Source organism: Terriglobales bacterium (genome assembly GCA_035454605.1).
In the GTDB taxonomy this organism is placed as follows: domain Bacteria; phylum Acidobacteriota; class Terriglobia; order Terriglobales; family Acidobacteriaceae; genus DATMAB01.
The window spans coordinates 20750-38365 of sequence record DATIGQ010000126.1; the positions used below are offsets into that span (position 1 = coordinate 20750).

The window sequence follows — 17616 nt, forward strand, 5'->3', positions numbered from 1 at the left end:
CCTACGTCGCCCGCGTCCCACCCGGCCTGCGACGAAGCCACTTCTCTGCTTCCACGGCCAGGAAGACCACGGCGCTGAGGGCAATCGAGAGCGCCAACCAGCGCGCCGGCAAGTTGACGGTTCCGAAAAAGGGCTGCAAGAAGGGCGTGTAGACGACCACCAGCTGCAAGACGAAGGTGAGCGCGACCGCGCCCAAGAGGGCTGGATTGGAAAAGACGCCGACGGTGAACAGCGAGTCCCGCCGGGAACGGATGGCAAGGCAGTTGGCCATTTGTGTGAAGGTCAGCATAGTAAAGACCAGGGTTTGCCACGAGGGGTCGTTGAGCGTCCAGCGCCAGTGCCCCGCGCCCAGACACAGGGCCGCAATCAGCAGGCCTACCCAGAGGACGTGCCACCCTACTCCTCCGGCGAAGAGGCTCTGTCCGGGCGGCACGGGCGGCCGCCGCATGATGTCGCGCTCCGCGGGCTCCACGGCCAGGGCCAGCGCCGGCAGGCCGTCGGTCACCAAATTGATCCAAAGGATCTGCAGCGGCAGCAGCGGCAGGGGCATGCCCAGAAGGGGCGCGAGGAACATCACCCAGATCTCGCTGGAATTGGTGGCCATCAGGTACTGGATGAACTTGCGGATGTTGTCATAAATCACGCGGCCCTCGCGCACCGCGGCCACGATGGTGGCGAAATTGTCATCGAGCAGCACCATGTCCGAGGCTTCGCGCGCCACGTCGGTGCCGGTAACCCCCATAGCGACGCCGATGTCCGCGCGCTTGAGGGCGGGAGCATCGTTGACGCCATCGCCGGTCATGGCCACGATTTCTCCGCGCGACTGGAGCGCGCTCACGATCTCCAGCTTGTGCGACGGAGAAACCCGCGCGTAGACCGAGACTTTTTCGACCACTTCGACCAGCTCGCTCTTCGACATCCGCGCCAGCTCCAGTCCGGTAAGGACCCGGCCGTGATCGATCAGAGAAGTGTCGCGGGCAATGTGCAGCGCGGTGAGCGGGTGGTCGCCGGTGATCATCACCGGGCGAATGCCCGCCTGGCGGCAGGTGATCACCGCCTCTTTCACTTCCGGGCGGGGCGGATCGATCATGCCGACCATGCCCAGGAATACGAACTGTGCCTCCGCGCGTTCGAGCTCGGCGGGCACTTCGGCTAGGGGCCGGAATGCCACCCCTAAAACTCGCATGCCCTGGCCTGCCAGGCGTTCGCCGGCAGCCAGAATCCGGGTACGCTCGTCGTCGTCGAGTGGCTCCATCCGCCCCTCGGTCCACACCCGCGTGGAAACGCCCAGCAGGCTGTCGACGGCTCCCTTGGCAAACGCCACCAGCGGCGCTCCTGCCAGGGCGTGCTCGAGGGAATGCAGGGCCGCGGCGACGGATGCGGGATGGTGGTTCGCAGCGAAATGATGGACGGTCATCATGCGCTTGCGATCGGAATCGAAAGGGAGTTCGGCCATGCGTGGCAGGGCTTGCTCGAGCTCGGGCTTGAGCAGATGCAGGCGTGCCGCCGCCACTACCAGCGCAGACTCGGTGGGATCGCCGAGGGCCGTGTACTCACGCGGATCATCGGACGCCCTCTCCAGGTGCGCGTCGCTGCACAGCGCGCCGCCGACCAGCAGCAAGGTGACCGCCGGACGTTCGCGAGGAACCTCGAGAGCCGTGCGGTCGTCGGGGCGGAGGAGGTGCGGGGTCAGGTCGAGCCGCCCGGCACTGGTCTCCAGCACCGTTACGGTGATGCGGCTTTCGGTGAGGGTGCCGGTCTTGTCCGTGCATATGACGGTGACCGAGCCTAGCGTCTCCACGGCCGGCAGCTTGCGGATGAGTGCCTTGCGGCGAAGCATGCGTTGTGCGCCCAGCGCCAGGGTTACGGTAACCACGGCGGGGAGCCCCTCGGGTACAGCCGCAACCGCCAGGCTCACCGCAGTGAGCAGCATGATCTGCACGGACTCGCCACGCAGCAGGCCCAAAGTGAAGATCACTCCCACCACCGCCAGCGCCGCCACCGCCAGCCACCTACCCAGAGCGTCCAGACGCTTCTGCAGCGGCGTCGGTTCCGCCCGGATGCTCTGGATCATCTCCGCGATGCGGCCCAGCTCGGTGCGCGTTCCCGTAGCCACGACCACGGCCTCACCGCGGCCGTAGGTCACCACGGTTCCCGCGAACAGCATGTTGGTGCGGTCGCCGACAGGCAGTTCAGCAGCGGGCAGCGGCTCGACTTGCTTCTCGACGGGCTCGGACTCGCCAGTGAGCGCGGCTTCCTGCGCCCGCAGACTGGCGGCCTGGACGAGGCGGCAATCGGCAGCAACAGCGTTTCCGGCCTCAAACAGAACTATGTCGCCGGGTACCAGCCCGGCAGCGGAGATGGTTTGCACATGACCATTGCGCCGGACGCGCACGGCGGGTTGCGCCAACCGGCGCAGAGCCGCCAGGGCCTTTTCGGCGCGATGCTCCTGCGTGAAACCCAGCACGGTGTTGAGGATGACGATGGCCAGGATGGCAATCGTGTCCTTGTAGTCGCGCAAGAAGATCGAGACCGCGGCGGCGACCAGCAGCACCAGCACCATGGTGGCGGTGAGCTGCTCCCAAAGGATGCGCCACCGGCTCTTGGCGCCACGGTCCACCAGTTCGTTGGGGCCGTGCTCCGCAAGGCGCTTTGCTGCCTCCGGCTTTGAAAGACCGAGCGCAGCGTCGACCGCGAAGTGCCGCAGCGTCTCATCACCGGTCCGCGTGTGCCAGGCGTTCATTCCTCGCTGATCATAGTGGAGGCTGGCTTTTCGGTCTGTGCGTTGCCGCACTCTGCATTAGCGTGTGCGCCCCGGGGCCGAACCGGCGCTTCGACAAGACCGGCGCAGCGTCGGTAGAATCGAAGCGGCACGGAGGAGGATAGAATTCATGCGGCCCGCAGCACGAACGGCCCTGGGCGCCAGCATTCTACTGGCGGCCGCCTTGCACGCAGGAGGGCAGGCAGCGCCTCCCTCCAAAGAGCGCGTGGTACTGGTGCGCGAAGCCATCGTATACATCTCGCCGGACGCCACGTCGGCCAAGCTGGGACAGGCGGAGCGCGGCCGCGAAGGAGCAGTGCTTGATCGCAGCCGCCAGTGGATCCAGCTATTCATCAATACCGAGCAGGGACGCAACATCACCGGCTGGATCCTGGACAAAGGAGTAGTGAGGGCATCCACGCCCAACGGCGACCGCATCCTGTTCGGCGAGGCGGTGGATTCGGAGAGCGAAGCGCAGCGGCGGCGCGGCCGGAAGAACGCGGCCCAGGACGCCATGCGGCTCTACTACCGAACTTACGAATACTTTCCGAGTTCGCCGCTGGCCGGCGAGGCCCTCTATCGCGCCGCCGACATCAAGTGGCAGGTCGATGCAGCCGACGCCAAATCGCGTCCCTCCGCCAAGGACGACCCGCGCTATCGCCCGCGCATCGATGAAGACCTGATGCGGGAGGTGCGAAAAAAATTCCCCACCACCCGTTGGCATGCCCTGGCCCAGTTCAACCTGCTGGAAAACAAGCTGTGCGGAGACTGGGAGGGCAAGTCCAAGTGCCCCGAGAAAGACACCGAAATCTACGAGGAGTACGTGAAGGACTTTCCCCAGTCCCCAAAGGCGGCCGAGGCCCTCTATCTCGCGGCCACGCGACAGGCCGCACTCATCGAGATTTACAAGGCGGAGAACAACCCGGGCAAGTCCCAGTCGGCCAAAGCCAAAGGCATCGCGCTGGCCCAGCGCGTGGTTACCCAGTTTCCTGAAAGCGACTGGAGCCCGCGCGCCGCGAGGCTGGCCTTCCTCATGGAGCAGGGCGTTCCACTGTACGGAAACACACTCGAATGATGGCGCCGGGACCCTGCTGAGATGACCCCGAGTCCTGTGGCCGCGGCCCTCGTGAACGACTACGTGCTGTCGTTCCTGCTGGGCGTCATCGAGGGCCTCACCGAATTCCTTCCCGTGAGTTCAACCGCCCACCTGCGCATCGCGGAAGCGGCCTTCGGCGTGAATCTGGCCGACGGCTACTGGAAAATGTACTCCATCGTCATCCAGTTGGGTGCCATCCTTTCCCTGCCCTTTTATTTCCGCAAGCGCATCTCCGGGTTCATAGCTGAGTTCCCGCGTGGGCCGCGCGGCGACCGTACATGGCTCACGCATCCGCTGGGGCTCACGATGGTTGCCTTCGTCTGCACCGCCGTGCCTTCTCTGCTCTCCACCAAGATCATCGGCAAGCACCTGGAGAGCCTGCCCTTGATGGCGTGGGCGCTGATCGTAGGTGGAGTCGCGATGTGGATGGTGGACGCGTGGTCGGAGCGCCACGCCCCGACCACCCACCGCATGGATGACATGAGCCTGGGTCAGGCAGCCTGGATCGGTGTGTGGCAGGTGCTGGCCGCGGTGTTTCCCGGCGTCTCGCGCTCCATGGCCACCATATCCGCCGGACAGACCGCCGGCATGACACGCGAAGCCGCGCTCGAGTTTTCCTTCTTTCTATCGATTCCGACCATGGCGGCAGCTACCGGCTACGATTTCCTCAAGGCCTTGAAGGCAGGCAGCGGCGCGGGCGAAGCCCACCTGGGTTCGTTCACCATGGACACACACGGCTGGATCGTTCTGGGCATCGGGTTTGTGGTCTCTTTCCTGGTGGCGCTGGCCTCAGTGGCCTGGTTCATGCGCTGGGTACGGAAACACGGGTTTGTCCCTTTTGCGGTGTATCGCATAGCGGGCGGAGTGGTGGTGCTGTCCTGGGTGTGGACGGCCAGCTCCTGACCCTTCCGTGGACAGGACCTTTTGGCGCCGCTTGTGTTGACCGCGAACCTCGAATTGTCATCCAGGGAGTCGGCCTAGTTTACGAACCTTCTCATGCGTATGTTCATGACCAGGCCCAGGGCGAGGAAGGTGAACAGCGCCGAAGAGCCGCCGTAGCTCAGCAGCGGCAAAGGTATGCCGGTGACGGGCATGAAACCCACGACCATGCCGACATTCACCATGACGTGAAACGCCAGAACCGCTACTACACCCATGATGATGAACGAGCCGGCGCGGTCACGGGCTACCTGAGCGTTCTGCACTAGACGCATGAGAACCATGAAATAGAGCAATAGCAGACCCATGGCGCCCAACAGACCTTGCTCTTCCGCAAACGCAGCGAAGGCAAAATCGGTGTGGGTGACGGGCAGGAACAGCCCCTGGGTCTGCGAACCCTGGAGAAATCCCTTGCCCCAGATGCCGCCCGAACCGACGGCGATCAGCGATTGCTGCACCTGATAGCCGGAGCCTTGGGGGTCCGCGGCGGGATCCAGGAAGCTGGTGAGCCGCGCTCGCTGGTAGTCTTTGAGACCAAACTTCCACACCACGGGCATCAGCAATCCAGCGCAGAGCAGGATCACAGCGGCATGCTTCCAGCGCAGCCCGGCGAGGAACAGCCCCATCACAGCAACCGGCGCGTAGGTGAGGGCGGTACCTAAATCCGGCTGCGCCAGGATCAAGAGCATGGGAACGCCGGCGATCAGAGCTGCCTTGACGATATCGGAAACGGCGGGTTCACGTTGGCGCAAGTCCGCAAAATATTTCGCCACCGCCAGAATCACCACCAGCTTGATCCATTCCGAAGGCTGGAAGTGTGTACCGCCGTAGATTCGGATCCAGCGCCGGGCGCCCAGGTATTTCTGCCCGAAAAGAAGCACGGCAACCAAAGCAGCGATCGAGACAACATACAGCCAAGGGACGCGCTCCAGCAGCGTCCGGTAATCCAGCATGCTCATCAGGAACAGCAAAAGGACGCCGAACAGAATCCAGTAGATCTGCTTGACGTGGGCGCCGGCGAGCTTGGTGTTGTAGGTGGCGCTGTAGATCTCAGCGACGCCCAGCGAACAAATCACGAGGACCAGCCCCAACAGGACCCAATCGAAGTCGCGGAATGAGACAAAGCGAATCATGGGGATTGAGGAATTGCCAAATTGGGGAATTGCCGAATTGACGAAAGTTCCGGGACGCGCACAAGGCTCCCCGCCGGATGCCCTGCACGGTGCAGGGACAGCACAAACTTCCCGGATCGTAGAGCATCACTCCGGCCGTCAGCATCGGGTTCGCTCCAGACGCCGGCGAACTCGAGAGACGGCGCCGGGGCCGTCCGCCGCGACCGGGCCACCTTCACACCGTTGCGCTGCTTTTTGTCGAAGTGCGCCTTGATCACCCGGGCGACCAGGCGAGCCGCGATGTAGCCGTGCTCTCCGCCTTCCACCAGCGCGGCCACGACGATCTCCGGATTGCGCCGCGGAGCGACTCCCACAAACCAGCCGTTGTCTCGATAACGGTCTCCCACGAGCTTGCGACGGGCTTCGTTGCTGACCACCTGCGAGCTCCCCGTCTTGCCGGCGAAATCGATGCCTTCCAAATGGGCGCTGGCGGCGGTGCCGCCCGGATTGACCACGCCGGCCATGGCATCCGTGATGATCTCCCAGTTGCGTGGATCGATGGGCACGACCACGCGATCGGGCACGTCCTCGGCAGCCGCGGCATGGGCCAAACCCTGCATCTCGTCGGGAAACGCCACATGCGGGCGGTAGAGGACTCCATCCATGGCGATGCCGCCGATGGCGCGCGCCAACTGGATAGGCGTGGTAGCCACGGCGCCCTGTCCAATGCCGACGGAGATGGTCTCACCCGCATACCACTTCTGGCGGAAATTGCGAATCTTCCATGCCTCCGACGGCATGACGCCGGCCGCCTCCTGCGGCAGATCGATATTGGTCTTCTGCCCCAGGCCCAGGCGGGTAGCGTAGTGCGCAATGCGCTCGATGCCCAACCGTTCCGCCAGCGTGTAGAAGAAGGTGTCGCAGGATTCCGTGATGGCGCGAGAAATCCCCACGCCTCCACCGTGCACACGGTGGCACTTGAAGAAGCGGCCGTAGAAATTCCTGCCGCCCGGGCAGGTGATGGTCATATTCTGAGCCACTCCCTCTTCCAGGCCGGCCACCGACATCAGGATCTTGAACACCGAGCCGGGAGCGAGTTGGGCCTGCGTGGCCTTGTTGAGCAGGGGCGTGTCGGGATCGTTGACCAGCTGGCTCCAGGCCTGCCGTGAAATGCCCACGGTGAAGGCGTTGGGGTCAAACGTCGGGCGGCTTACCATGGCCAGCACTTCCCCGTTGCGGGGATCCAGCGCCACGATCGCGCCGATGCTGCCTTCCAACGTTTCCTCGGCGGCGATCTGCAGATCCAGGTCAACGGTCAGGCGCAGCTGTTTGCCCGGGGTAGCAGAAGCCTGCTCCAACTGCCCCACTTCACGCCCGCGGCTGTCCACAACCACCCGGCGGTATCCGTCTTTGCCCATCAGCAGATGGTTGTACGTCTGCTCCACGCCGTACTGGCCGACGATGTCCCCGGCCTCGTATAGCTCGAAACCGGGCTGGTCGAGCATGCGCTCACTGACCTCCCCGACGTAGCCAACCAGGTGGGCGGCAAAGCCGTTCCGGGGATACAGCCGTCGGTGCACCATGATGACGTCGAGCTGCGGCAGCTCCGGTCGGTGGGCCTCGACGAAGGCGAGCTCGTCGGGCGTGATGTCGTCCTTGAGCACAGCCGGGCGGAAGGAAGGCTCACCCGCGCGGCGGCGCAGGCGCTCCTGAATGTCTTCTACGGTCATGTGCAGGCCGGTGGCGATCTGGGCCAGTTCGTCGGCGGAGGGCGCCCCCTGTTCGCGCTGGTAGAGCACGGTGAACGAGGGATAGTTGTCCACCAGGATGCGGCCCTCGCGGTCCAGAATCTTGCCGCGTGGCGCCATAATGGGAATGCCGCGAATGCGATTGCGCTGGGCGAGCTGCTCATAACGCTCACCGCCAGAGACCTGCAGCCGCCACAGGCCATAGGCGAGCAGCAGGAACATCGCCACCAGCGCGTACTGCACGGCGGTGAAGCGATACGACGGTATCTTCTCGACGCGATCCAGCATGACTGCAAGACTTCAGTGCAGCGGCACTATTGTACTGTCCTTTTCGGACCCCCTCAGGTCTTGAGCTTGAAGCGGTCCAGGAATGCAAACAGGGGCAACGCCACCAGGGCGTTCAGCAGAGACGCCACCAGCAGGTATCCCCACTCCCATTCCAGCGGCTGCCGCACCAGATACCGTCCCACCACGAAGTACACCGCAGTGTGGAGAAGGTAGAAGCCGAGCGTGGTCAGGAAGCGGGTCAGCACACTCTCCACATCGACCCGCACCCCGAGGGAAGACGCAGCGTAGCCGACTACCGTCTTGGCGATGCCATAGACGCCCAGCGGATGATGAGTCAAGCCATCCTGGAGCAGGCCGATCACACCGCCGGTCAGCAGCCCGGTGACCGGGCTGCGACGCGCCACTGCCAGGAAAATAGTCACGAGTAAGGGAAGGTCCAGGATGTCGAAGCGACGCACGTACAAGGGGACGAATGCCTGCAGCAACAACGCCACGAGCGGAATGCCGATGCTCGCCGACAGCGTAAACCGGTGGACCTCGATCTCAGCACGCGAACTGTAGGTGATGGGCACGCCTAGCGAGATGCTCCCCCAGGAGGCGGACTCGCAGGAGTCGCTCCAGGCCGCGATGGCGCATCCGAACCTTCGCCGGCCGGAGCGGTAGGTGCATCCGCTGGGGAAACAGGACCGGGCTCTTGAGCGCTGCTCTCCGCCGCCGGCTTGGGTGAGATTCCTGGGAGACGCTGGGCCAGAATCTCCGCCGCGCGGCTTGGCGCTTCGGCCTCCAGGACATCCGCCGGGGCCTGATCCACACGCGTCACGACGAGGACTTCCTCCAGGCGATCGAGATCGGCTGCGGGCTCAACGACGATGGCTAGGAAGGCATCCGGGCCTGGCCCGACGCTGGTGACCGTGCCCACAGGCAGTCCGCGTGGGAAGATGCGGTCACCTCCAGTGGTGAGGAGACGCTCCCCGACTTCCACCTTCTCGTCACCCATGACGTAGCGCAGCATCGTCCGGCCATCGGTCGTGCCCTTAAGAACAGCATGCAGGCGCGATTTTTCCAGGATCACGCCTACCCCGCTGTCTGCATCGCGGATCTCCAGAACCTGGGCCGAGGTGGGCAACACGGCGGTGATCTTGCCGACGATGCCTTGAGGACTGATGACGGCCATGCCGTTGCGAAGGCCGTGTTCGGAGCCCTTGTCGAGGTAGAGCACGCGCGAGTGCCGGCTACCGCTGGAACCAATCAGCCGGGCGGCGACAGTTTCTCCGATGAACTGCTGCTTGAAATCGAGCAGAGCGCCGAGGCGGCGGCCCTGGGCAGCCTCCTGTTCCAGGCGGGCCTGCTCCAGGCGCAGGCGATCCAGCTGCGAGCGCAGGGCATGATTCTCGACACGCACGCCGCGCAAGTCCACGTAGCTGAGCCACAGGTCGCCGACGGCCTCATGGACGCGCACGATCGCCTTCTCGATGGGCGAGATGGCGGCAACGGTCCAGATGCGAATGAGGGACTGGGAGCCGGAATCCGTAGGACGCCGGACCTGAATTCCGAGCCCCAGGACCTGCGCGAACAGCACCGCAGTCAGGATGGTGAGGTTGCGATACCGACCGATGAAGTTATCCATGCTGCGACTCCGGCCAGCCCGCGGATTGTCGGGCCACCCCGGGCCTTACTCGATCGAAATCTTGCGCAGCAGCTTGAAGTCGCTGAGCATCTTGCCCGTGCCCAACACCACGCTGGCCAGTGGGTCGTCGGCGATCGAGACCGGCAGGCCGGTTTCCTCGCGAATGCGCTTATCCAGGTTCCTCAGCAGGGCGCCACCACCGGTCAGCACGATGCCGCGATCGCTGATGTCCGCAGAGAGTTCCGGTGGTGTGCGCTCCAGCGCGACCCGAATGGCGTTCATGATGGTGGCCACACATTCGCCCAGCGCCTCCCGGATCTCGCTATCGTCGATCGTGATGGTGCGCGGAATTCCCTCGATCAGGTTGCGCCCCTTGATCTCCATGGTGAGGGGCTTGTCCAGGGGGTACGCGGAGCCGATTTCCATTTTGATCTGCTCGGCGGTGCGCTCGCCGATGAGCAGGTTGTACTTGCGCTTGAGGTAATTCATGACGGCCTCGTCCATCTGGTTGCCGGCCATGCGAACGGAGCGCGAGTACACGATGCCGCTCAGCGAAATCACGGCGATGTCGCAGGTGCCGCCCCCGATATCCACCACCATGTTGCCGCAGGGATCGGTGATGGGCAGGCCGGCGCCGATGGCGGCCACCATGGCCTGCTCGACCAGATGGACTTCACTGGCCTTGGCGCGGTAGGCCGAGTCCATGACCGCGCGCTTCTCTACCTGAGTAATCTCCGAAGGCACGCCGATCACGATGCGCGGATGCACCAGCATCTTCCGGTTGTGCGCCTTCTGAATAAAGTAGTTGAGCATCTTCTCGGTGACCTTGAAGTCGGCGATCACGCCGTCTTTCATCGGCTTGATAGCCACGATGTTGCCGGGCGTGCGGCCCAGCATCTCCTTGGCTTCTTTGCCGACTGCTTCCACATCGCCGGTGAGCTTGTTGATGGCGACGATGGAAGGTTCATTCACCACGATTCCCTTGCCCTTGGCGTAGACCAAGGTGTTGGCGGTGCCCAGGTCGATGGCGAGGTCGGACGAGAAAACGCTGAACAGGGAACGCAGACTCTGCAGGACGGACGACTCGGAATGAAGACCGTTAGATGACATGTAGCTTCACTTCGCTTTGAATTTAGTTCTGCCGGCGTTGCGGCGCCGTGTTGTCGAGATTCTAACCGATTTCGAAGTTCGGGGTGGTGCCCAACCGGACACCCCCTGCACCGGAGGCCATGCCCGGCCGGGGAGCCGGGGCTATTGGATGACGACCTTCTTGATCTGCGTGTTGACGCCGCCCCGGGCGTTCTGCGCCGTGACCGTGATGACGTTCTCGCCGCTGGGCAGGGGCGGGGTGAAGAATCGGAAGCCGCCATCCCGGCCTATGACCGGAACCTCCTGGCTGTTCACCATGACACGCGCCGCGGGTTCGGTTTGGCCCACCACCTCAATCACGCGGCCGTGTTGGCGCAGTTCCGCAATCTCCAGGCGGATGCTGGTGTCCTGGGCCGCCTGCTTGACCAGGTCGAAGCGGTTGCGCTCGCTCTCCACCGACTCGTGTCCGCGAGCATCGACCGATTGAACCAACCAGTAGTAGGTTCCCTCCTCTAGACCACCGGTACCGAACTCCGTGCCGGTCACCTTGCGATCCAGCACCGTCGACGAGAAATACGGGTTGCGCGAAACCCGCAGGTGGTAGGTGCGAGCATCGCTCACCGGAGTCCAGGAAAAGGTCACCGGCTTGACGGCCCCGCCGGTGAAGATGGGCATCATATTGGGAGGCGTGATCAGGGTCGGCGGGCTGATTTCCTTTTCCTTGTTCATGCGCGCCGAATCGGCACGAAACGAAACCTTCTCGTAGTCGGCCAATCGCACGATCTCGTCGCCACGGCGCACTTCGCCGGAGCCGCGGCGGAGTAGGATCTCGTGCGAGTCGGCTTTGGGATCGTTACGCACCTGGGCCGCGCTCTCGGGAGAGAGGCTGGCGGTCGCACCCGCCACAATGACCTCAGACTTGGAACCCTGCACAAAAGTGGCGGTAGCAAGATCGACGGTGCCGGTGGTGACCTGGACGGCAACCTGGGTCTGCTGGGCGGCGTTGGTCGAGTTCTCTTCGATCACAATCAGCGAGTCGGATTTCACCGTATAGTTGGTGCCGTCCGTGAACACGATCTTGGCGATGCCTTCCGGGCCGGTCTGTACGACGTCGCTCTTCTCCAGGGGCAGGTTGTAGTCGGCGTTCACCCAATCCCCGCGGTTCACTTTCTTCACCCGCACGGACCCGTCAATCTGGGTGAAGTGCGCCTGCTGCGGACCCACCGGAATGCCCTTGTCATCCGCGCTGACCAGTCCGAGCTTCTCAAAGAGCCCGCCAATCGCGACTCCCAGTCGCGCCAGGGCAGGACGCGTGGTACCCGGAAACGCAAAGTAGGCCACCACACCGGCGATGAGCACGACGAGAAAGATCGTCATCCAGACGCTGCGATAGGTGATGGTCGTCCAGGAAAGCTGAAGGCCGGGTTCTTTCTTGGGTGACACGAAGGCCGGAAGAATCCTCCCGCGACTTTTCCCGAAGAGTACCACAAATCTGACGACGCGGGAGCAGGGATTCCACCGCCGGCAGCGTGGAGAATCAGCGAGCTAACGAACCCAGCGACCGGGGCCAGCTAGATGGCTTGGAAGCGGATATCCAACGTTCCGGATTCGGGGTGCCGGAGAGGGAAAGCCAAGCGGGGGAGACTGATTCGCATGGGTTGCGCCTTGGGTTGCTGTCGGCCTAGGCTTGCCAGTCCGACCACCGCGAACGGCCTTAACGAGTCGCACCAATCCGCCGAGAACCCCTCGCCCGATTGCAAACAGGAAGTCCCGATGCGGTACTTTGCCGGAATGATTGCTGGATGGGCCGAAGCGAAGGGGTATTGCCAATCCGTAGAACGCGCCACAATCAAACCGGCGTTGTGACCCGAAGCCAGATTCCAGTGTGCAGCCAGTTCTTTGGCTTCTCCGGTCTGTGAGGAATCCATTGAGGCGAGCTGCACGCCCAGGCTGGGTAGCACCACGGCACGCAGCACCACGCTGCCTTGCGCCGACCCTGCGGAGTCCCCCGCCAACGCGGTTGGACCCGATCCCAACAGAGCCGACAGAACAGCGAATGTGAACAGTGCGTGGCGTGCGGCAGTGAGTGTCATCGTGCTGCTGACCTGGTCGCCCTGCGCGGAACCAGGTGGCTAGACGACAAGCTACTCCCGGCAAGTTCTTCAGACAATGGCAGGAAGGTGGGCCTAATGGCACAAAAGTGGGGGGGCAAGGACCTGCGGCCTGGGAGCCACGCCACAGCAGCGCGCAAGAATAGCGCGTGTTTGAGGCCTAGAGTCGACTCAAAGTCCCGCGGCTGAAGAGGAGGGGAGGGCTGCCAGCCCGCCGGGATTGGCGGACGGCCGGAGCAAGGACTGGAAGCCATCGCGGGAGAGACGGGCCTGCATGGCCTGGGCCTCTCGCTTGCTCCGGAAAGGCCCAACCTGCACCCGATATAGGGAACCGCCGGAGGAACTGCCCACAACGATCACGGGATAGCGCTTGCCGCGAAGCTGGGCGGCCATGTCTTCGGCGCCCTTGGCGCTCCCTAAGGCTGCCACCTGAACCACATAGTCGGGCCTCCCAGGCCGTTGCGTAGCTCGTACCGGTGGCGGCTCCGCGCCCATGCCAGGGAGGGCGGGTGCCGCATCGGCCCGGACGTCCGCAGGCGGAGCCGCGTCTGGAGACTCAGACATGGATGCAGTATGAGTGGGTCGTGCCGGAGGCTTGACATGCCGCAACACGATGGTAAAGGGAACGGCCTCCTCTTCGGGACGTGCCGCGGCCGTAGCCGGCGAGTTGACGACCGCAAAATAGCCAGGCATCAGGAACTGGTCCAGCAGCACGCGCACGGGGTATTCGCGTTGCTTTTTCACGCGCACGAAGAATTCGCCTTTGGTGTCGGTGAAAGCGACCTCGCGATCCACCTGGAGTGCAGCCCCGCTGATGGCGGCGCCCTGTTCATCCTCCACCCGCCCACGGATCAGATACTTGGCCAGACTGAAGGCCATGGGCCTGTCGCCCACCTGCAGGCCACCATACCGGTACATCGAGCTATTGCCGAAGGCCGTGTAGCGAAGCTTCCCTTCCGGAGTCACGTATGTTTGGGCGTTAAGGTCCACCGTCCCGAAGGGGCGGAACCGAATGCTCACGCTCAGAGCTTGCGTGAAGGGCCGGTCGCGAAACGGGACGTAGAGGGTCTGGTAGTCCACGCCGACCGAGAAGCGGTTGGACGTGAAGTGCCCGCCGAAGGACACGGAGGTTTGCCCGTTGGAATTGGTCACCAGCTGCAGCAGCTCCAGGCGCGGAGAGATCACCTCCCGCACCGTGGCACTCAAAGAGCTTGAGGCCAGCCCTTGCTGGGACTGACTGCGATAGTAGTTGACGCTGGTATCGACGCGGTCTGTGAGGCGGCGCCCCCCCCAGACGAAGGTCCCGACATTGCTCGAATGGAGCACGCTGGACTGGTACACGCCGCCACCAAACCGGAATCCAGACCAGTTGGCGCTGCCCTGCAGGTTGTTGACAGTGGCTCGGAGGCCGGCGCTGTTTGGTCCGGGGGGCTGCAGCAGGTTCTGGTGTCCGCCGGCAAGGGTGAGGTTGTGGCGCGGACGCAGGGTCACCTGCAGGTTGGCGCCGTCTACCTCCGTGTGGATGGGCGTTTCCACCAGCACGCGGCGAAAGCGGTCTCCGGCATCGATGTACGCGGCCTTCACGGAGAACCAGTCACGCTCCGCATCAGCGCTGACCGCGAGGTACGGTTGCCCCGCCCCGGAGCCGGCCGAGAAGGAGGTTTTCAGCCAGGGCCGTGCCTTGAACTCCAGGCCCTGGATCGAGGTTTGGCGCCGCGACAGGATATTGCGCGAAAACAGGGTCAAGCGCTCCGAAATCGGGTGATCCAGGAACAGCACGGCCGCCGTCTGGTCCATCTGCGCGGCCCGGAAGAACGGGGTACCGAACGAGTTCGAGGTCGCTCCCGCAAAAGCCAGGAAGCGCGTGCTCCGCCACTTGCCCGTCACACTCAGGCCTCGCCCCAGGAAATAATAGTTGTTGTCGAAGGTGTCTGTGGGCAGCTCGAAACGAATGCTGTCGTCCCCGAGGGTCCAGGTGTAACCCAGGTACTTGGTGCGGGCCAAGGCGCCGAAGCGCAGCTTGCCGTTCAGCAATCCCACGCCCAGTTGGCTCTTGTAGTTCGGGCCCTGCACCTCAAGCGAACCGCCCTGGGCATTGAGCAGGGACGACGAACCCGCTCCGATGCGAAACACCTGTGCCTGGGCCAGCGGGCTGACCAGGGCGAGCGTCAGCCAGAGCCCCAGGCAGCAGACAACGCGGCTGGAAAACTTTGCGGGCATGGGTCCGCGAAAACCTTACTGGCCGGCAGTCGTGATTCGCTCCTCCAGGGTGAAATTGGCAAAGCGCAAGACGACTTTCTCCGGAGGCTCCGATGATTCCCACGCCACCTCGACCTCTCTCTGGCGCTCCGGAAACACCGGGAACCCGTTGTGCGTCACCTTGTTCCGCCGGGAGGAGATCTCTGCCCCCAGGCAACGACCGAACTCCGAGCTGAGGTTCTCCACGCGGAGAACCACCCGTTTGCTGGCGGCGGTATAGGCGGCTTGGCGCACCGCCACATCCGCTTTCTTCACCCGCTGCTTGGGCAGCAGGTACACCGTGTGTGGAAGCTGTAGGCGGATGTTCATGCCTTCTGCGGTCTTGAAGCCGTAGCCGGTGAAATTGCTGTAGATGACAAACCAGGCCGGTGCCTTGTCGGCCCAGGCTTCATAAAAGACCAGATAACTCTGCTGGGGAGGAATCCGGAAGCTCATGGTGGAGAGCTTCAGGTGAATGCTCGGGTCCAGCGGCCGGTATGACATCTCGCCGGTGTCGGACACCGTGAAGCTGCGGGCGTCGAGCACCACGTTGAGCGGCTCCAGCGTGTCATTCACCAACTCGAAGCGGCCGCGCGCCTTTTCGCCATACTCGAAGATCACCGGGCGAACGGTCTGCGCCAGCGCGGGCGCGGCCACGAACAAAAGGCCGAGAGCACAGCCCATGGTGCGCCGTGCTCTCTGCCAAAACCTGGGGGGAGGACCAAGTCTCATGCCGTCTCTCGAAACGACGCGGGCTAGTTGATGGCCTGCGCCTGGATGTTCAGCGTGCCCACGTAGCTATCCGCCGGAAGCTGCGACAGGGAGCTGAGGTTGATGTTGAAGTCCATGGTGTCGTTGCGGCTGGCCGTCTTGTTCAGACCGGTAATGGCCTGGTTGAACAGCTGGAGGCCGGCGCCCGCGGCACCAAACCCCACCGCGCTCGCCGCGTTGGTGCTCACGGCGCTTGCGGCGCCACCATTGACGCTGATCTCGACCGCCGAGGACGGAATGTCGGTCGTGTTGGCCGGATCCTGGTGTACCAGCGCTGCGGTCGCGCTCCCGAAGTAGGCGTACAGGTTCACCTGCGTACGGCCCGGCTTGAGAACCCACGAAGTCGTGGAAGTGATGCTGGTGTCGCCCGCGTTGGTGGCCGAACCGCCGGTCAAGGTGAAGTTGACGGCGTTGCCCGACAGGCTGATGGACAGCGATTCTGCCAGCGCTGCGTTGAGGGTGATGGACTGGGCGCCGGAGTTGATCTGCGCCGAAGCCAAAGACGAGGTCATCGCTACCACGGCCACTGCAAGGCCGACTTTCGCGATCTGCTTGCTCCACTTGCTCATACGATTGTCTCTCTCCTTGTGTGTTGTTCCAGCCGGTAGTTCGGGAAACTTGTGAGAGAGTCCGTAGTCACCCGGGAGACCAACCGCCCCTGGAATCGTTTGAATTTTTTCCTCAAGTCCCATTCGGGACAATCGGACGGAATTGGGAAAGCACTTGGCATACCAAAACGGAAGGGATTAAGAATCAATCAGATACGTTGACTTCGGGCCTTGTCTCGTGTCCCGCCCTTGAGAAATGTCTCAGCGTGAGACGGCGGGCGATTCTTCGGCGCTCAGTCGGGTCGAGGGTGAGGGAAATACGGCAGAGGTTGGTTGCTGACAATGGCGCGCGGATTGTGCTCCACCAGAGCCAGCGCCACATCTGGCCCGCAGAGCTCAACCGCCACGTCCCGACCAGCGGAGAGGATTGGCGGCCGGTCCTCGAGGTCGTGCGCGTCGCTGGCCAGGACGTGCACCGCCTCGCGTTGCAACAGCCAGCCGGAGAGTCTTCGAGCGGCTTTTCCGAAGCGTCCTGTCAGGGAAGCCGCCGTCACCTGGATGACGCAGCCCATTTCTACCAGGCGCAGAATCTGTTCCGGTTGACGCTGCAAGAGAGGGTTGCGTTCGGGATGGGTTACGATCGGAGTAAGTCCTCCCGATTGAAGGCGATACAAGGCGTCCAGCAAGGTTGGCGGCAAGGCAAAATCACTGAACTCAACCAGCAGGTAGGCGGTCTTACCGATCACGTAGCGTTCGCAATGTGCCAAGGCATCCTGGATGTTGTCGTAGGAGAAATGGAAGTCACATCCCAGATGGAGAGTAGGTGTGAGACCCACCATTCCCTGCAGGCGGCTCACGATTTCCTGGTGCCGCTGGCGGTGGTAGGGGTAGCGGTCGTTGGCATGCGGAGTTGCCACTAAGTCGGTTACGCCGTCCTCGGCTGCCATGCGGCACATCTGGACGGCGACGTCCCAGGATTTGGCCCCGTCGTCCACTTCGGGAAGGACATGGCTGTGGATGTCCACCATGAGCCAGCCATTGTAGCCGCTCTATCCGGCGACGGCTCCGCTGCCGGCCAGCAACTGGCAGTTCGCCCGGGGTGCCTGACCCGCAGGCATCCTTGGCATGTTCCGAAAGCGGAACGCTAGGAGCTTCAAAGTGCGGAAACGATGCGGGCAGCGTATGCTGGCTGCTGCAGGCGGACCAGATGGGCGACTCGCTCGCGAAGCGACTGGTAACTCTCGATGAGCTGGCCGAAGGAGAGGCCGGCTTGCGGAAAGACTATGCG

14 protein-coding genes are annotated in these 17616 nt (G+C 63.5%); 2 read left to right on the plus strand and 12 right to left on the minus strand.

Annotated features, from left to right (window positions below):
* Window position 1: 1 nt before the first annotated feature.
* Window positions 2-2743 carry a cation-translocating P-type ATPase gene (locus VLE48_08835; protein ID HSA93100.1) on the minus strand — a complete coding sequence of 914 codons (2742 nt, stop codon included), beginning with the start codon at window positions 2741-2743 and terminating at the stop codon, window positions 2-4.
* 148 nt (window positions 2744-2891) lie between these two features.
* On the opposite strand from VLE48_08835, the gene VLE48_08840 reads away from it, so the two are divergent.
* Complete coding sequence (locus tag VLE48_08840; GenBank protein HSA93101.1) at window positions 2892-3836, plus strand: hypothetical protein; 945 nt, start codon at window positions 2892-2894, stop codon at window positions 3834-3836.
* Between the two features lie 36 nt (window positions 3837-3872).
* Window positions 3873-4760: an undecaprenyl-diphosphate phosphatase gene (locus VLE48_08845; GenBank protein HSA93102.1), complete on the plus strand. Its 888-nt coding sequence runs from the start codon at window positions 3873-3875 to the stop codon at window positions 4758-4760.
* A 74-nt stretch (window positions 4761-4834) separates the two neighbouring features.
* Here the strand turns inward: VLE48_08845 and rodA are convergent, their stop codons facing one another.
* The 11 genes from rodA to VLE48_08900 all read right to left on the minus strand — a co-directional run bounded on the left by rodA (window position 4835) and on the right by VLE48_08900 (window position 17356).
* Window positions 4835-5929 carry a rod shape-determining protein RodA gene (gene rodA / locus VLE48_08850; protein ID HSA93103.1) on the minus strand — a complete coding sequence of 365 codons (1095 nt, stop codon included), beginning with the start codon at window positions 5927-5929 and terminating at the stop codon, window positions 4835-4837.
* Window positions 5926-7944 (minus strand): penicillin-binding protein 2, encoded by a 2019-nt coding sequence (gene mrdA / locus VLE48_08855; GenBank protein ID HSA93104.1) that lies wholly within the window; start codon window positions 7942-7944, stop codon window positions 5926-5928. The genes rodA and mrdA overlap by 4 nt, the downstream gene beginning before the upstream one ends.
* Before the next feature lie 53 nt (window positions 7945-7997).
* Window positions 7998-8516: a rod shape-determining protein MreD gene (gene mreD / locus VLE48_08860; protein ID HSA93105.1), complete on the minus strand. Its 519-nt coding sequence runs from the start codon at window positions 8514-8516 to the stop codon at window positions 7998-8000.
* 2 nt (window positions 8517-8518) lie between these two features.
* The gene (gene mreC, locus VLE48_08865) at window positions 8519-9571 is read right to left on the minus strand and encodes a rod shape-determining protein MreC (GenBank protein ID HSA93106.1); all 1053 of its coding nucleotides are present in this window, start codon (window positions 9569-9571) and stop codon (window positions 8519-8521) included.
* Window positions 9572-9616: 45 nt separating this feature from the next.
* The gene (locus VLE48_08870) at window positions 9617-10681 is read right to left on the minus strand and encodes a rod shape-determining protein (GenBank protein HSA93107.1); all 1065 of its coding nucleotides are present in this window, start codon (window positions 10679-10681) and stop codon (window positions 9617-9619) included.
* Between the two features lie 141 nt (window positions 10682-10822).
* On the minus strand, window positions 10823-12103 hold the full coding sequence (locus VLE48_08875; protein HSA93108.1) for a hypothetical protein: 1281 nt from the start codon (window positions 12101-12103) through the stop codon (window positions 10823-10825).
* Window positions 12104-12231: 128 nt separating this feature from the next.
* Window positions 12232-12753 carry a hypothetical protein gene (locus VLE48_08880; protein HSA93109.1) on the minus strand — a complete coding sequence of 174 codons (522 nt, stop codon included), beginning with the start codon at window positions 12751-12753 and terminating at the stop codon, window positions 12232-12234.
* Window positions 12754-12942: 189 nt separating this feature from the next.
* A complete protein-coding gene (locus VLE48_08885) occupies window positions 12943-14991 on the minus strand; it encodes an SPOR domain-containing protein (protein HSA93110.1) in 2049 nt (682 codons plus the stop codon).
* Between the two features lie 15 nt (window positions 14992-15006).
* Window positions 15007-15693, minus strand: coding sequence for a hypothetical protein (locus VLE48_08890; GenBank protein ID HSA93111.1), 687 nt, complete (start codon window positions 15691-15693; stop codon window positions 15007-15009).
* Between the two features lie 71 nt (window positions 15694-15764).
* A complete protein-coding gene (locus VLE48_08895) occupies window positions 15765-16349 on the minus strand; it encodes a hypothetical protein (protein ID HSA93112.1) in 585 nt (194 codons plus the stop codon).
* A gap of 272 nt (window positions 16350-16621) precedes the next feature.
* Window positions 16622-17356 carry a CpsB/CapC family capsule biosynthesis tyrosine phosphatase gene (locus VLE48_08900; protein ID HSA93113.1) on the minus strand — a complete coding sequence of 245 codons (735 nt, stop codon included), beginning with the start codon at window positions 17354-17356 and terminating at the stop codon, window positions 16622-16624.
* Between the last annotated feature and the right edge of the window lie 260 nt (window positions 17357-17616).

Excerpts from the sequence above, each read along its gene's own strand:
- VLE48_08840 (HSA93101.1), top strand. The coding sequence starts at position 2,892 with ATGCGGCCCGCAGCACGAACGGCCCTGGGCGCCAGCATTCTACTGGCG.
- VLE48_08880 (HSA93109.1), bottom strand. The coding sequence starts at position 12,753 with ATGACACTCACTGCCGCACGCCACGCACTGTTCACATTCGCTGTTCTG.
- mrdA (HSA93104.1), bottom strand. The coding sequence starts at position 7,944 with ATGCTGGATCGCGTCGAGAAGATACCGTCGTATCGCTTCACCGCCGTG.
- VLE48_08885 (HSA93110.1), bottom strand. The coding sequence starts at position 14,991 with ATGCCCGCAAAGTTTTCCAGCCGCGTTGTCTGCTGCCTGGGGCTCTGG.
- rodA (HSA93103.1), bottom strand. The coding sequence starts at position 5,929 with ATGATTCGCTTTGTCTCATTCCGCGACTTCGATTGGGTCCTGTTGGGG.
- VLE48_08900 (HSA93113.1), bottom strand. The coding sequence starts at position 17,356 with ATGGTGGACATCCACAGCCATGTCCTTCCCGAAGTGGACGACGGGGCC.
- VLE48_08895 (HSA93112.1), bottom strand. The coding sequence starts at position 16,349 with ATGAGCAAGTGGAGCAAGCAGATCGCGAAAGTCGGCCTTGCAGTGGCC.
- VLE48_08835 (HSA93100.1), bottom strand. The coding sequence starts at position 2,743 with ATGAACGCCTGGCACACGCGGACCGGTGATGAGACGCTGCGGCACTTC.
- VLE48_08890 (HSA93111.1), bottom strand. The coding sequence starts at position 15,693 with ATGGGCTGTGCTCTCGGCCTTTTGTTCGTGGCCGCGCCCGCGCTGGCG.
- VLE48_08870 (HSA93107.1), bottom strand. The coding sequence starts at position 10,681 with ATGTCATCTAACGGTCTTCATTCCGAGTCGTCCGTCCTGCAGAGTCTG.
- mreC (HSA93106.1), bottom strand. The coding sequence starts at position 9,571 with ATGGATAACTTCATCGGTCGGTATCGCAACCTCACCATCCTGACTGCG.